At 66.7% G+C, this 15,075-nt stretch carries 13 protein-coding genes; 7 read left to right on the plus strand and 6 right to left on the minus strand.

The annotated features are described in order from the left end of the window. Positions 1-39: 39 nt before the first annotated feature. Both coaD and C6W88_RS00585 read right to left on the minus strand, forming a co-directional pair. Positions 40-519: a pantetheine-phosphate adenylyltransferase gene (gene coaD / locus C6W88_RS00580; RefSeq protein WP_045991410.1), complete on the minus strand. Its 480-nt coding sequence runs from the start codon at positions 517-519 to the stop codon at positions 40-42. Further along, a complete protein-coding gene (locus C6W88_RS00585; protein ID WP_108131157.1) occupies positions 519-2,450 on the minus strand; it encodes a beta-ketoacyl synthase in 1,932 nt (643 codons plus the stop codon). The genes coaD and C6W88_RS00585 overlap by 1 nt, the downstream gene beginning before the upstream one ends. A gap of 543 nt (positions 2,451-2,993) precedes the next feature. Here C6W88_RS00585 and trmB point away from each other — a divergent pair. Further along, positions 2,994-3,683 (plus strand): tRNA (guanine(46)-N(7))-methyltransferase TrmB, encoded by a 690-nt coding sequence (gene trmB, locus C6W88_RS00590; RefSeq protein ID WP_045991412.1) that lies wholly within the window; start codon positions 2,994-2,996, stop codon positions 3,681-3,683. Between the two features lie 58 nt (positions 3,684-3,741). Here the strand turns inward: trmB and C6W88_RS00595 are convergent, their stop codons facing one another. Further along, entirely contained in the window at positions 3,742-4,647 is a 906-nt protein-coding gene (locus C6W88_RS00595) for a LysR family transcriptional regulator (protein ID WP_108131158.1), read from the minus strand. A gap of 113 nt (positions 4,648-4,760) precedes the next feature. On the opposite strand from C6W88_RS00595, the gene C6W88_RS00600 reads away from it, so the two are divergent. Further along, complete coding sequence (locus C6W88_RS00600; RefSeq protein WP_108131159.1) at positions 4,761-5,177, plus strand: PACE efflux transporter; 417 nt, start codon at positions 4,761-4,763, stop codon at positions 5,175-5,177. Next, positions 5,174-5,503 (plus strand): DMT family transporter, encoded by a 330-nt coding sequence (locus tag C6W88_RS00605; RefSeq protein WP_045991415.1) that lies wholly within the window; start codon positions 5,174-5,176, stop codon positions 5,501-5,503. The genes C6W88_RS00600 and C6W88_RS00605 overlap by 4 nt, the downstream gene beginning before the upstream one ends. Here C6W88_RS00605 and C6W88_RS00610 read toward each other — a convergent pair. Next, a complete protein-coding gene (locus C6W88_RS00610) occupies positions 5,497-6,921 on the minus strand; it encodes a mechanosensitive ion channel family protein (RefSeq protein WP_181248580.1) in 1,425 nt (474 codons plus the stop codon). The genes C6W88_RS00605 and C6W88_RS00610 overlap by 7 nt on opposite strands. Positions 6,922-7,237: 316 nt before the next feature. Between C6W88_RS00610 and dacB the strand changes: the two genes are divergently transcribed. From dacB to aroQ, 4 genes are all read left to right on the plus strand, one after another. Further along, a complete protein-coding gene (gene dacB / locus C6W88_RS00615; RefSeq protein WP_108131161.1) occupies positions 7,238-8,716 on the plus strand; it encodes a D-alanyl-D-alanine carboxypeptidase/D-alanyl-D-alanine endopeptidase in 1,479 nt (492 codons plus the stop codon). Between the two features lie 37 nt (positions 8,717-8,753). After that, positions 8,754-9,128 (plus strand): diacylglycerol kinase, encoded by a 375-nt coding sequence (locus C6W88_RS00620; protein WP_045991417.1) that lies wholly within the window; start codon positions 8,754-8,756, stop codon positions 9,126-9,128. A 147-nt stretch (positions 9,129-9,275) separates the two neighbouring features. After that, positions 9,276-12,251 carry a bifunctional [glutamate--ammonia ligase]-adenylyl-L-tyrosine phosphorylase/[glutamate--ammonia-ligase] adenylyltransferase gene (gene glnE, locus C6W88_RS00625; RefSeq protein WP_108131162.1) on the plus strand — a complete coding sequence of 992 codons (2,976 nt, stop codon included), beginning with the start codon at positions 9,276-9,278 and terminating at the stop codon, positions 12,249-12,251. Between the two features lie 261 nt (positions 12,252-12,512). Then, a complete protein-coding gene (gene aroQ / locus C6W88_RS00635; RefSeq protein WP_108131164.1) occupies positions 12,513-12,953 on the plus strand; it encodes a type II 3-dehydroquinate dehydratase in 441 nt (146 codons plus the stop codon). A gap of 21 nt (positions 12,954-12,974) precedes the next feature. Here the strand turns inward: aroQ and C6W88_RS00640 are convergent, their stop codons facing one another. Further along, positions 12,975-13,898 (minus strand): DMT family transporter, encoded by a 924-nt coding sequence (locus tag C6W88_RS00640; RefSeq protein ID WP_108131594.1) that lies wholly within the window; start codon positions 13,896-13,898, stop codon positions 12,975-12,977. 164 nt (positions 13,899-14,062) lie between these two features. Then, positions 14,063-15,034: an AEC family transporter gene (locus C6W88_RS00645; protein ID WP_108131165.1), complete on the minus strand. Its 972-nt coding sequence runs from the start codon at positions 15,032-15,034 to the stop codon at positions 14,063-14,065. Between the last annotated feature and the right edge of the window lie 41 nt (positions 15,035-15,075).

Raw genomic sequence — 15,075 nt, forward strand, 5'->3', positions numbered from 1 at the left:
CTGGTCGCAGCGCGCCGAGGTCAATTCCCAGTGTGATGGTCAAGTATTGTAATGGCTACGCAGGGTTTGTGCGACCTTGGGGTGCACATGCTTCGAGATGTCGCCGCCCAGCCGAGAGATCTCCCGCACCAGGGTGGAGGAAATGTAGGAGTTCTCCACCTCCGGGGTCAGGAACACGGTCTCCAGGTCCGGCATCTGGGCGCGGTTCATGTTGGCCAATTGCAGCTCGTACTCGAAGTCGGAGACGGCGCGCAGGCCTCTCAGCAGCACCCGGGCGTTCTGCTCTTTCATGAACTCCGTCATCAGGCCGGAAAAGCCCACCACCTCGACGTTGCCAAGGGAGGCAACCACCTCTCGGGTCAGCGCCAGACGGGTGTCCAGGTCCAGCGTCGGGCCCTTGCCAGGGCTCGAGGCGATGGCCACCACCACCTTGCCGAACAGCCGCGAGGCGCGCTCGATCAGGTCATAGTGGCCATTGGTGATGGGATCGAAGGTGCCAGGATAGATGGCGGTGGTCATCACCTCTTCTCCTGTCTCTCGTCAGCGAACGGCGTGTCCAGCTCGTCGCCGGCTTCGTCGAGCCGGCCGAAGGGATTGTCCACGCTCAGCGACACCGGCTGCTGGTAGCCGGGGATGTGGATGCTGTCGGCACCGACCTCAAGCTCAGGGCCTTCCAGCACGCCTTCACCGAAACGATAGCGCACGGCGAAGTGTCCCGCATCGGCCTGTTGGTGGTAGACGGCGGCCTGGGCCCGGGTCGCCTCGCGACGCTCGCGCCAGGCGGCCATGGCATCGGCGCCGTGGCGCTTGGCCAGCAGCCGTTCGGTGGCCTCGGGGGAGATCAGCACCCCGGTGGCGTTGTTGCCGCCAAAGCCCTTGGCGTTGATCAGGCTGGCGTCGGCCTTGAACGTCTGGGTGTCCTTGAACAGTCGCAGGCGCTCGGCGTGGACGTCGTCGGCGACCCGGTCGAGGGTACAGATGCCCGGCAGCAGACCGTAGGCGAAGCTGCCCAGGGCGTTGGTGAGCTGGTCGCCGGCGGCGCTGCCCTGGGAGTGGCCAAGGTAGGCCTTGATCGCCACCACCGGCCAGTCGGTGATGCCGTGGGCCTTGGCCACGGCGTCGAACACATGGGACTCGGTGGTGCGGTTCTTCGGCGTCGAGGTACCGTGGGCGTGGATATAGCTGCGTTCTCGCAGGCTGGTCTCGCCGAGCATGTCGCGAATCAGCGAGCAGGCCTTGCCCAGGGTCACGTAGTTGCCGATGCCGGGGGCCGAGATCGAACGCTTCCAGCCGTCGGCGTTGACGAACACCTCCGGTGCGGCGGCCAGGATATCGGCACCCACTTCCAGCGCCAGGCTGTCGTCCATCAGCATCACGAACTGGCTGGACTCGCCCATGGTAAAGCCGCAGTTACGGGCGAAGGGGCGGCTGGCGCGCTGGTAGTCGGCGTCGGTCAGAAGCTCCAGGGCGTCCAGCGCCTTGAGGCTGTCGTCGTCGGCCAGCGCCCCCATGGTGCGAAAGCCCTCGATGATCTCGGGGGTGATCGGGGCGTCCGCGGTGCCGACCATGACGATGCGGCGGCGGCCGCTTCTGATGTCGTCGATGCCCAGGCGCAGGTTGTAGAGGAAGCTGGCGCAGGCGCCCAGAGCGGCGCCGGTGGCACCGACGCTACCCAGCACATAGGCATTGAGGAAGTCAGCGGGCATCTGGCCGTAGCCCAGCGGCATCTGCTTGGAGGTGGCGCGCTTGCCCGAGACGAAGCTCTTGAGCAGGCCTCCCCAGCCCTCGTCGTCGAGCTGACCGATGGAGTTGCCGGCATAGACGGCGATGGCGTCCGGGTCCAGGCGGTCGCGCAGCGAGTCCCAGTCGAGTCCACTGTCACCGAGGCAGTCGCTGGCGGCGAATACCGCCATGGACAGCCCGCGCGGGTGGTGCACGCTACGGTAGAGCTGACTCGGGTCGAAGCCGCTGGGCAACTGGCCTGCGGCACGGACCTGGGCCTGGCGGGTCTCCGGCAGCATCACGTCCATCTGGCCGGCGGGTACCGTGACTTCCAGATGATGGCGATCGACCTCACGCACCTGCCAGGTGGGCGGCAGGTTGTCCGGTAGCTGCCTGCGGCGCAGGCGAAAGGTCAACGGCGATTCCAGCGCCAGGTTGGCGCGGCGATTGGCGGGCAGCCCCTCGTCATTGAAGCGGGGATCCTCGATGCGACGAATCAGGGTGTGACTGAGCACCTGGTCGCGGGTCTCCAGCGCCAGCTGGGCGGTATCGAGCACCTGCCCCTGGGCGTTGTGCCAGCGCTGGTCGGCGTCGCAGTGCGCCAGGCGCATCATCGCCGCCAGGCCGAGCAGGGTGGAGGTCTGCTCGGCCTCGGGAAGGGCGTCGAGCACGGTGCGACGGAAGGCCTGGTGGCCCGAGGTACGGCCGGCCGGGTTGACGCCGCCCATGCCCACGATCACCGGTAAGTGTGACAAGCCGGAGTCCTCGTATTGAAGCGGGTGAAAGGCTCGCTCTCGGAGCGGAGAAACGACATTGAAGGGCGCTGCGACAGACCCGGACAGCCTGGCTGTCCGTGAACGAGGTAAAGACGGCTCGACTCTCGTGTTGCCTTGCAGCGATAGCGTGACGATCGCCTGCAAGCGTCGGTCGAGAGGAGCCTGAACCTCACCATTCTGGCGGCGAGGAGTCGTGCCTCGCGCGATGCCGCGTGCGCCCCAAGCAAAACGCCGTTCGATATTGCCATGGGAGAGGGATTCAGGCCAGCGATGTTAGCACTTGGTCTTGCCTCAGTCATGCGCGTTTCGGTGAAGCCAAGGGGGAGAAAGGCTTGGCGCCGGGGCTCGCGCCTGGTCTCGCTCGACAGCGTGAATGGTGAAGGCGGGACGAGTCCTGCGGTGTAAGCCCCTGCTTACGCGTGAGGCACTTGATACACTGCACGCCAGGGCAAGACCAGGTCTTCGCCTCGCCGTTTCCACTGCCCGAGATCGCCCATGTCCGACGCCCCCCGCATCGTCACCTCGAACCAGACCGGCCCCCACGAGGACCTGCCGCGTCGGGTCAGTCGCGGTCTGTCCCATGTCTGGCGCAAGCCGCTGGCCGAGCACACCCGTGAAGCCTTCGCCGAGGCCGAGACCTGGCGCAGGGCTCAGGGTGAGCGAGGGCTTATTCTCGACGCCTGCTGCGGGGTCGGGCTGTCGACCCGCAAGCTGGCCGAGCGGTTTCCCGAGCACTGCGTGATCGGCGTCGATCGCAGCGCCGATCGACTGTCGCGGGACCACGGCCGGCTGCCGGACAACGCCCTGCTGGTGCGCGCCGACCTGGTCGACTTCTGGCGGCTGGCGCTGGCCGAAGGCTGGCGACCTGAGCGCCACTACCTGCTGTACCCCAACCCCTATCCCAAGTCGGTGCAGCTCAAGCTGCGCTGGCACGGGCATCCGGTATTTCCCGCCATCGTCGGCCTGGGCGGACGTCTCGAGGTGCGCTCCAACTGGCGTCTGTACATCGAGGAGTTCGCCATCGCCGTGTCCCGGGCCACCGGCGTCACCACACCGCTGGGGCCCTTCGACCCCGGCGATGACCCGCTCACCCACTTCGAGCGCAAGTACCATGAGCACCACCAGCCGCTGTGGCACCTGGTCGTCAATCTTGATCATCGCCCGGGGCTGATGCCCGGCATGTAAGCGGCCACTCGCCGACTCCCAGGCCGGCACTCTACCAGGGGGGGGCACGGCACATGGCTCACCGGGACGAATTGTGCTCTAGCGCGCGGAAGCTTTCGCCCAGGGTCCGGGCGAGCCAGCTGGCGATGGGGCCACGGGCGGCGTCGCGGCGGGCCACGGTCTCCACCTCGATGGTGGGGGGCTCGCCGAGTCCCGGTCCGGTCAGCTCGACCAGTTGGCGCCGGAAGGGTGGATAGTGCGCGATGTGCTCCGGTACCAGCGACCAGCCAAGCCCGCGGGCGGTCAACTCGGCCATGGAGTAGAAGCTGTTGAGTCGCCAGTGCTGGGGGCTCAACGGTTGTTCGGCCTGACGGTCTGGCTGGCGCGAGGCGATCATCAGCTGGCGATGATGGGCCAGTTCGCTAGGGGTCACCGAGTGGACGCTGGCCAGGGGGTGGTCGCTACCCGCCACCCAGCGCTGGCGCAGGTGGGCGATACGCTGACCCTCCAGCGGGCCGGCGGTGTGGGCCTGGCTCAACAGGATGCCGAGATGGGCGGTGCCCTGTTCGACCCAGTCGGCGACGTCGCCCTGGGCGCCGTAGAGCAGGGTCAGCGACAGCGCCGGGTAGTGTTGCGCCAGTGCCTCCAGGGTGGCATCCACCGGCGGCATCTCGACCAGCGCCTCGTGGATCGCCACCACCAGCTGGGCCTCTTCGCCCTGGGACAGGGTCGCGGCTCGCGCGTTCAGGCGCTCGCACTGGGCCAGCACCGCCCTGGCTTCCGGCAGCAGCGCCTGACCCGCCGGGGTCAGGGTTGGCGAGCGCGAACTGCGGTCGAACAACTCGCAGGCCAGATCGAGCTCGAGATGGGCGATGGCGGTGCTCACTGCCGACTGGGCGCGGCCAAGGTGGCGCGCCGCGGCGGAGAAGGAGCCACGCTCGGCGCAGGCAATGAACAGGCGCAGCTGATCCAGGGTCCAGTGCATGGGGTGGGTCTCACCTATCGTAAAACCTGATAGTAGCTACCTGGCAACCATCGTCCAAGTCACTAGAATAGCGATCCATCGATAGTCATCATGCCGTCGGCGGGGGTAATGAAATGCGGTCGCTCAAGGAACGCCTGGTCCATATGGTGTCGTTTGAACTCGGCGGGCTGGTGATCGTCACCCCGTTGGCCAGCGTGCTGACAGGCCACGGTCTGGGTGAGATGGGCGCGCTGGCGGCGGGGCTGGCCACCGCCGCCATGCTCTGGAACCTGGTCTGGAACTGGCTGTTCGATCGCTGGCTGCCGACCCGTCGGCGCACCCTGTCCCAGCGTTTCGCCCAGGCCATGGGCTTCGAGACCGGGCTTCTGATCATGACCCTGCCGGCGGTGGCCTGGTGGATGGAGATCGGCCTGGTCGAGGCATTCTGGCTCGACGCCGGCTTCATGCTGTTCTTTCTGGTCTATGCCATGGTCTTCAATTCCCTGTTCGACCGCCTCGTCGAACGTCGACTCCACGGGGCAAACGGATGAGCTACTTGTACCTGGCGCTCGCCATCGTGGCCGAGGTCATTGCCACCTCGGCGCTCAAGGCCTCCAACGAGTTCACCCGGCTGTGGCCAAGCGTGGTGGTGGTGGTCGGCTACCTGGCGGCCTTCTATCTGTTGTCACTGGTGCTGCGCAGCGTGCCGGTAGGCATCGCCTACGCCTTCTGGGCGGGGCTTGGCATCGTGCTGGTGACCCTGGTGGGTATCGTGGTCTACGGCGAGAAGCCAGACCTTCCCGCGGTGATCGGATTGGCCATGATCGTGGGAGGTGTCGCTGTCATTCAGCTGTTTTCCTCGGTGTCCTCTCACTGATGGGGTGGTTCGTCGTGTGACCGGGTTGAGTCGTTGCCGCCCAGCAGGTCGGTGCGGCCTTCCGGCGGCGTCGTAGTGCCGATGGACTGCTCGATGGCCCGGCGTTCGGTCTCGAGGCCGCCTTCGGCACTGGTGACGTCGGCACTGTCACTGGCCGGGACGACGTTGCTCGGTGCTGTCGTGGACGGTGTCGCGACTCCCTGAGGCGGCTCGACGGCGGAGACTTCCGGTGGGGAAACGACGGGTACACCCTGGGGAAAGATGATTTCCCGGGCCTCGTCCGGCATCGAGATACCGGCTTCGGTCAAGGTGTTCTTGATCTGGCGCAGTACTGCCGAGCGCAGCTTGACGCCGGCGATGGTCTGGCCGTCAAACCAGAAGTAGGCCTTGAGATTGACCGTGGATGCGCCAAGGGCATCGACCAGTACCATGGGTTCGGGGTGCGCGATGATCGCTTCGTGCGCGGTCAGAACCTGATGGATCAGCGTCTGGGCATGGGTGACAGAGTCATCGTAGCCGATGCCGATATCGACGCTGGTCCTGAGGCCTGGTGAGGTGGAGTAGTTGATGACGATCGTCTTGAAGATCGTGGCATTGGGAATCTGAATATGATTGCCCTCGGCAGACAGCAGCACCGTCGAGCGGGCGTTCATGCTTTGCACGATCCCGCTGTGCTCTGCGACGGTGATCCAGTCGCCGCGACGAAAGGGCTGGCGTATCGACATGATCAGCGTGGCCAGGAAGTTCTCGGCGATGTCGCGAAAGGCAAAGGATACGACAATGCCGATCATGCCGGCGCCGCCGACCACGGAAAACGCCAGGCCGGTCAACCCGGCGACCTGCAGGATGAGATAGATGCCGAGCAGCAACACAGGAAGGGCGATGGCACGGGCCAGCACCTGGCGTAGAAAGGGCGAGGCGACACGCTTGCGCAACAGACGCCTGGCCAGCGCCGAGACCAGGCGTGCAATCAGCCAGGCCAGCGGCAGCACCAGCAACGCCAGCAAGGCCAGCGGTACATAGGTCAGCGCCTCGCGGCCAAAGCGCCCAAGTTCGTCGATGACCGGCGTCAGCGACAGCGTGAATTCGGGCTGCACCTCGATGCGATTGACGACGGCGACAACGCCCTCGGTCTTGGCGGCCAGGGAACCGGCCCAGTCGCGGTGGTTCCCCGAGGCCGTCGCACCGTCCAGGTAGACGATGCCTTCCTTGACCTCGACGTCGAGACTACGATACCAGCCGGCCGAGGCCAGAATGCCGGTCAATCGACGTTCGATATCGGCATCCTCGGTGCGCTCGGAGACCGCGATTGTCTGGGTGCCCTCGGCGCTCGGCGCCTCCTGGGCACGTGCGCTGCTGTCGAGTACGACGTTGCCAAGCATGGTGCCAAGGATCAGTACGTACAGGATCCCGCGCATGGCCTTTCTCCACGAATGCAAGTCGCTTCTCAGCATGCTGGTATTTTCCTGGCTTAGCCACTGCAGGCTGTGCTTGGCTGGCGCTGTTTCTGCTCGTCGATACGCGCGGTCGTGCGTCGGGTGATGTCGGTCGAAGAAGGCGGGTGGTTCTCCGAGGATTGCGAGAATCGTCACCAATCCGCCGCCGCCCCGGTGGCGTAGAGAGCGTGCGTGGTCATGTCATCAAGCTATAGTCGAATCCTTGGACGCCAGGCGGTAGACTCGGCCCTCGTTGCGCCGCATGGGCGCAACGCCCGTTCATCGCAGGGAAGTCTTCATGTCGCCTCGCTCGCCATTCGCCTGGCCCGTTCTCCTCGTTTCCGCCCTGGTGGCGTTGTGCCTCACGCTGTTGTCCGCCGCCTCGGCGCAGGCCGCCGGCTTCGGCAATCTGGCCGAATTATCCAAGCAGGGTTTTCTGATCAGTGCCGAGGCACGTCTGCTCGGCACCGGTGATGCGCCCGGCGAGACCCTCGGCAGCCTGACCCCGGAGCGCCAGCTCACCCCGGCCTCGGTGACCAAGGTCTACACCGCGGCAGCGGCGCTGGATGCCTGGGGCCCGCAGCATCGTTTCACCACCGAGCTTGTCAGCACCGCGCGCCCGGGAAGCGACGGTACCCTGGCCGGCGATCTGGTGATGGTGGGGGGAGGCGATCCCAGCCTGACCAGCGAGGACCTGTGGCGCCTGGCCCAGCGTCTGCACCAGGCCGGGGTGCGCCGGGTGACCGGACGGCTGGTGGTCAGTCAATGGCGCTTCGGTCCGGTGACCTGCCGGACCATCGATCGCTGCACCGCCCGCGAGCGCTCCGACAACGCCTACAGCGCGCTGCTGACGTCGGCCGGGGTCAACTACGGTAGCTGGTGCGTGCAGGTGGCGCCTGGCGCCGTCGGCGGCCCGGCGCGTATCACCGGCTGCAACAGCCAGGCGCCGCTGTTCGCGGTCAACAACAGGGTCACCACCCAGGGCGCCAACGCCGGCACCAGCCTGCAGGCGACCCGGGTCAATGGCGCCGAAGGCGAGACCCTGACGGTCAGCGGCCAGATCTCGTCCAACGCCCTGCCGCGAGAGGTCTACCGTGCCAGCGCCGATCCGGCGGCCCAGACGGCGGCGACCCTCAACGCCATGCTGGCGCGCTCCGGCATCCTCGTCGAAGGCGGCGTGGCCACCAGCAGCGAGGCGCCCCCCGGCGGCGCCCGTCGCCTGGCAGCGGTGGACGGCAAGCCGCTGCAGGAGATCCTGCTGCGCATGCTCAACTACTCCAACAACTACATGGCCGATGTGCTGGCGCTGGATCTGGTGGAGGGGCCCCGGGTCGAACTCGATCAGGCCGGTGCGGCGCTGGAGGCCTTCGTCGCCCGGGTGCCTGGCCACGGCGAGGTGACCCTGGAAAGCGGCAGCGGCCTGACCACCGGCAACAAGATCTCGGCCCGGGGCGGCAACGCCCTGCTCGAGTACATGTTCGGGCGGGCGGACCTGTTCCCGGTGTTCAACGCAGGCCTCCAGGCCCCGACCAACGGCCCCATGCGCTTTATCCGGCGCGGCTCGCCGACCTTCCAGAGCCACGTGACGCTCAAGACCGGCACCCTCAATCAGCCGGTGGCGGTACGCGCGGTAACCGGCTACTTCCGTACCGCCAGCCACCGCTTCGGTGTTTTCACCGTGCTGGTCAACGGTACTGCCAACACCCCTTACATCAGCTGGGCCAGGGTCCTTGACCTGGTATCCCTGGATCTCGACCGCATGATTGCCAACCACTGAGGGGCCGGGAGCGCCCCTTTCGCCACGAGGAACCCTCATGAAGCCCGGACACACCGGCTGGCGCCACCTGATTCACTCGACGCGTTACTCGCTCAAGGGCCTGCGGGCCGCCTTTCGTCACGAATCCGCCTTCCGTCAGGAGCTCGCGCTGTGCCTGGTGCTGGTACCGCTGGCCTGGTGGATCGGTGACACCCCGGTGGAGTGGATCCTGCTGGTCGGTAGCTGCTTCATGGTGCTGATCGTGGAACTGCTCAACAGTGCCATCGAGAGCGTGGTCGATCGCATCGGCCCCGAGCGCCATGTGCTGTCCGGTCGGGCCAAGGACATCGGCTCGGCAGCGGTGATGCTGTCGCTGGCGATGGCGGGGCTGACCTGGGGACTGCTGGCCGTGGAGAAATTCCTGATGGCATAAGCGGCCGTGCTCACACGACCGGGCTTGCCTGATGGCCTAAGGGACCGTGCTCACACGCCCGGGCTTGAGTATGCTCAGGGGAGGAGCACAGGCCCAGGCCCGCCGTGATCTGCGCACGGGGGCGACGAGTGAACAAGGAGAGCCGCCATGCAGCTGAGCCAGGATTTCTTGCCCCGAGACGACATCCCCACCGCCCTTGTCGGTGCCCTGGATGCCGCCTGGGAGCGCCTTGCCTCGCGGCTCGAACAGGCAGATAACGTCGCCGAAATGAGCGGCAATGAGCCCCCCGGCGAGCTCTACCAGGCACTGGAGCCCCATCGCCGGGTCGAACTCGCCCGGGTGCTGGCGATCTCCGAGTTCGCCTGCGAGACCCTGTGTCGCCATCCCCAGTGGCTGGGTTGCCTGGACTCCAGCGGTGAGCTGGATCGTGCCTTGACGCCCGAGGCGCTCAGGCAGCTGCTCGACGAGGGCCTCGAGGCCGCCGAGGACGAAGCCGCCATGCAGGCGGCGATTCGGCGCTTTCGTGCCGCGCGCATGCTGGCCATCGTGTGGCGCGACATCAACCGTCCCGAGGGCGTCGACGCCTGGGCCACCGGTGCCGCGGTGTCGCGCCTGGCCGAGGTCTGCCTGGAAGGGGCGCTTGGCTGGCTCGAGCGCTTTGTCGAGGCCCGCTGGGGGCGTCCGGCCCCGCGCGAGGACGGCAGCGAGCAGCGCCTGGTGGTGCTCGGCATGGGCAAGCTGGGGGCCGGCGAGCTGAACCTGTCGTCCGACATCGATCTGATCTTCGCCTACCCCGAGAAGGGCGAGACCCAGGGTGGGCGCAAGTCGCTGGACCACGTCGAGTACTTCACCAAGCTCGGCCAGAAGCTGATCTCGGCGCTGGACCCGGTGACCGCCGACGGCTTCGTCTTTCGCGTCGACATGCGCCTGCGCCCGCTGGGCGACGGTGGCCCCCTGGTCGGCAGCTTCTCTTCGCTGGCCGGCTACTACCAGGATCAGGGCCGCGAGTGGGAACGCTACGCCATGCTCAAGGCGCGCCCGGTGGCCGGCGATATCGACGCCGGCTACGAGCTGTTGTCGAGCATCCGCCCCTTCGTCTACCGCAAGTACCTGGACTTCGGCGCCATCGAGTCGCTGCGCGAGCTCAAGGCGATGATCAATCGCGAGGTCCGGCGCAAGGGTATGCAGGGCAATATCAAGCTGGGGCCCGGCGGCATCCGCGAGGTGGAGTTCATCGTCCAGGCGTTTCAGTTGATTCGCGGCGGGCGCGATACGGAATTGCAGGTGACCTCGCTGAAGACCGCCATGCAGCGGCTGCCGGAGTTGGGCCTGCTGCCCCAGGAGGTGATCGACGAACTGCTGCCGGACTACGCCTTTCTGCGCGACCTGGAGCACGCCATCCAGGCCCTCGAGGACCGCCAGACCCAGGCGCTGCCCGACGACGACCTCGACCGCGAGCGGGTGGCGCTGGCGATGGGCGCCCAGGGCTGGCCGGCGCTGATGGCGCGTCTGGATGAGGTGCGTGGGCGGGTGCGCAAGCACTTCGACGCGGTCATCAGCGACCCCGAGGACGAGGTCGAGGAAGATGGCGTCGACGAGGGCGCCAGTCTCGATACCTGGCGCCAGCTATGGCGCGGCGAGCCGGACGATGACGAGGCCCAGGCGACACTGCAGGACGCCGGCTTCGACGATGCCGCCACCGCACTCAAGCGAATCAAGGGACTGGCCGGGTCACGCCAGGTTCAGGCCATGCAGCGGGTAGGCTACGAGCGCCTCGATGCGCTGATGCCGCTGCTGCTGGACGCGGTGGCCGAGAGCGAGGCGCCGGATGCGGCGCTTGAGCGGGTGCTGCCGCTGATCGAGGCGGTGCTCAGGCGCACCGCTTACCTGGCGCTGCTGCGCGAGAACCCCGATGCCCTGGGCCACCTGATGAAGCTGTGCGGTGCAAGTCCCTGGATCGCCGAACAGATCGCCCGCTACCCGATCCTGCTCGACGAGCTGCTGACTCCGGATACCCTCTACACCCCGGCGGACAAGGAACGCCTGGCCGACGAGCTGCGCCAGACCCTGGCACGGATTCCCGAGGACGACGAGGAAGCCCAGCTCGAGGCACTGCGGGTGTTCAAGCACGCCCAGGTGCTGCACGTGGCGGCCTCGGACATCGCCGGCACCCGCCATCTGATGAAGGTCAGCGACTACCTCACCTACATCGCCGAAGTGATCCTCGATGCTGTGCTGGCCATGGCCTGGAAGACCCTGACCCGCAAGCACGGCTATCCGCTGGGCAAGGACGGCGAGCGCGCCGGTAAAGCACCGGAGTTTCTGATCGTCGGTTACGGCAAGCTTGGCGGCATCGAGCTTGGCTACGGCTCGGATCTCGACCTGGTGTTCCTGCATGACTGCGCCTCTCAGGGCGAGACCGACGGCAAGCGCGTGATCGACAACACCGTCTTCTTCACCCGGCTGGGCCAGCGCATCATCCACCTGTTGTCGGCGGTGACGCCGGCCGGTTCGCTCTACGAGGTCGACATGCGGCTACGCCCCTCGGGCAACTCCGGCCTGCTGGTCAGCCCGCTCAAGGCCTTCGCCGAGTACCAGCGCGAGCAGGCCTGGACCTGGGAGCACCAGGCGCTGGTGCGCTCCCGGGTGGTGGCCGGCGACGCGACCCTGGCCGAAGGCTTCGAAGAGGTGCGCCGGGAGATCCTCGGCCGCGAGCGCGATCGCGAGGCGCTGCGCGAGGAGGTGGTCAAGATGCGCCACAAGATGCGCGATCACCTGGGCTCGAAGGGCTCCGACGATACCTTCGACCTCAAGCACGACCCCGGCGGCATGGTCGACATCGAGTTCCTGTGCCAGTACGCGGTGCTGGCGCTATCCCACCAGACACCGGAGCTGATGCGCTTCAGCGACAACATGCGCATCCTCGAGACCCTGGAGGAGACCGACCATCTCGAGGCCGGCGAGGCCCAGGCGCTGCGTGACGGCTACCTGGCCGCGCGCAGCGCCAACCACCGCGCCGCCCTGACGCGGGAAAGCGCCCGGGGCGACGTCGAGGCGTTCAAGGACCACCGCCGGGCCATCATCGAGGCCTGGAAAGCCTGGCTGGAGCCTGAACAGGGGTGAATGACGGCGGGGTCCAGCCCCGCTCGAGTGGCACACCGCAAGAGGGCGAGGCACGCCAGGGCAACAGGGCAAACACCTGGTGAAGCGACATGACCGTGGATTCAAGCGTCGCACCTCGCTGCCTGTTCGCGCCAGCCGGTTCGTGGTCCTGGGCGTGGACGCCTTCAAGCAGTTCTGTGAGGATGAGCGAAAGCGTGCCGCCAACGAGCAGGCCGTCTCTCTTTTTTGCCCCCCACGGCGTGAACTGTTGAAGGAGAATCCTTGATGAGTGGCAAGGTACTGGTCCTGCACGGCCCCAACCTCAATCTGCTGGGTACCCGAGAGCCCGAGATCTACGGCCACGAGACCCTGGCCGATATCGACAACGCGCTGCGCGAGCACGCCGTGCTTGAAGGCTGGGAGCTCGCCAGTCGCCAGAGCAATCACGAAGGTGAGCTGATCGACGCCATCCATGCCGCACGTCTCGATGGCACCGTCGCCATCATCATCAACCCTGCGGCCTATACCCACACCTCGGTGGCGATCCTCGATGCCCTGAACGCCTTCGACGGCACGGTGATCGAGGTGCACCTTTCCAACGTGCACAAGCGCGAGAGCTTCCGCCACCACTCCTACGTCTCGCTGCGTGCCGATGGCGTCATCGCCGGGCTCGGCAGTCAGGGCTACCACGCCGCCCTGGATGCAGTGATCAGGAAGGGCTGATCGGAAAGGGGTGACGCCGGTTCAGCGATCGCGCCCCCGAGTCAGCGCCAGGGTGATTCCGGCGGCGCTGATCAGCGCCGCGCCGATCCAGGTCTCCGGGCGTGGCACGTCGCCGAAGAAGAGGAAGCCGAACAGCGCCGCCCAGACGATCTGCAGATACAGAAAGGGCGAGACCAGCGAGGCCGGCGCATAGCGCATGGCCAGGATCAGCGTGAGCTGACTGGCCGCGCCCATCAGGCCGACAAAGACGAACAGCGGCAGATCACCCAATGCCACCGGGGTCCAGAAGGCCGGGACCACGGCCGAGCTGACCAGGGCGCCGGCAAGGCCCGCGTAGAACAGCGAAGTGAGCGGATGGTCCTCGCGCCCGAAACGTCGGGTAGACAGCTGGTAGAGCGCGAAACAGGCGGTCAGGCCGAACGGCAGCAGAATCGCCGGGTTGGCGCGCCAGTCCACCGGGCCCACGCAGATCACCACCCCACCGAAGCCCACCAGGATCGCCAGCCACTGGCGCCAGCCGACCCGCTCCTTGAGCAGCGGAATCGCCAGCAGGGTCACCAGCAGCGGCGAGCTGAAGTTGATGACGTAGACCTGCAGGATCGGCAGGGTGCGAAAGGCCAGGTAGGCGAAGGTGCTGGCCCCCAGCAGCAGCAGGCCACGAACGAACTGTCCGCCCAGGGATGACGTTTTCAGCATGGCCATGCCCGGCCCACGTCCCAGATAGACCAGGTAGCCGGTCAGCACCAGCATATGGCCAACGTAGCGCGCCCAAACCACCTGCACCGGCGAATAGTCCTGGGCCAGAGTCTTGACCCCGGTGTCGAGCATGCAGAACAGGAGCCCCGCCGCCAGCATGAAGGCGATGCCCTTCATCGGCCGGTCGCGATTGAGGGCCTGGGGCGGCGTCAGGGGCGTAGTGTCTGGTGTCGATGAAGGTGTGGACATGGCGGGCCGTTGGCGGTCGAAGCGGGACGGCGACATTCGGCGCCGACAAAAAAAGTAGCAAGCTAAATGATGCCTTTCATGGTACGTGAGCCAGCAGTCGGTCGCCAGCGAGTCAGCCAGGGTTGGGCATCAGGCCTCAGTCAGTTGTCGGCACCGCGGGAGGTTCAGCCAAGCAGCGGCATCAGGCCGGTGTGTGACAGCGCCCACAGGACGATGCTAAGGGTCACGAAGCTCGATAGCGTGCTTGCCATCAGGGAGGCGGCACCCACGCCCTCCATGCCGAAGCGCTGGGCGATCAGCGGGTAGATGCTGATCATCGGGCAGGCGGCGAAGATCATGGCGCCGGCGAAGATCAGGGGGGGCAAGGGCGCCAGGACGGCCTGGAACGCCAGCAGCATGCCCAGCACCAGCAGCGGGTGGAGGACCAGCTTGCCGAGCATGATCTGGCCCATGTCCTTGACCATGCCGCGGATCTTGAGGCCGTACAGGGTGCCGCCGATGACGAACAGCGCAGCGGGCCCGGCGGCGCCGGCCAGCAGCTCGATGGTGCGATCCAGCGTCGCCGGCAGGCGTATTCCCAGTGCCGCCAGTGCCAGCCCCAGGCTCAGCGAGATCAGGATCGGGTTGCGGACAAGCCTGGTCAGGGTCTGGCGCAGGGCATCACCGGCGCGGGTGTCGCGCTGCTGACCGACCTCGGCCAGCACAAGGGCGCCGGGAATCACCAGCAGGATTTCGACCATCATGGTGTGGACCATGATGATACCCGCAGCCGCCTGACCCAGCGCCAGGGCAGCGATCGGGTAGGCGACAAAGCCGCTGTTGGAGGCGGACATGCCAAGGGCCTGGATGGCCCGCTCGGTGGGGGACTTCTTTTGGCGATTGCGCGGCAGCCACAGGCAGGCGACGAAGGTGGCCACGGAACCCAGGGCGTAGGCTGCCAGCAGCGGCAGGCTGATCACTTCGCCAAGCGAGTTGCGGGTCAGGGCGCCGAGGATCAGTGCCGGCAGCGCGGCGTACAGCACGAAGTTGGCGACACCGGAGAGCTGCACCGGCGACACCAGGTTCCAGCGCCGGGCTAGAAAGCCGACGCCGATCAGCAGAAAGATCGGTGTGGTGATGGAGAGTATCGCTAGCATTCAGGCCTCCCTGCCATTGTCACACTTCCCCATGTGCTCCT

The organism is Halomonas litopenaei, assembly GCF_003045775.1.
Lineage (GTDB): Bacteria > Pseudomonadota > Gammaproteobacteria > Pseudomonadales > Halomonadaceae > Halomonas > Halomonas litopenaei.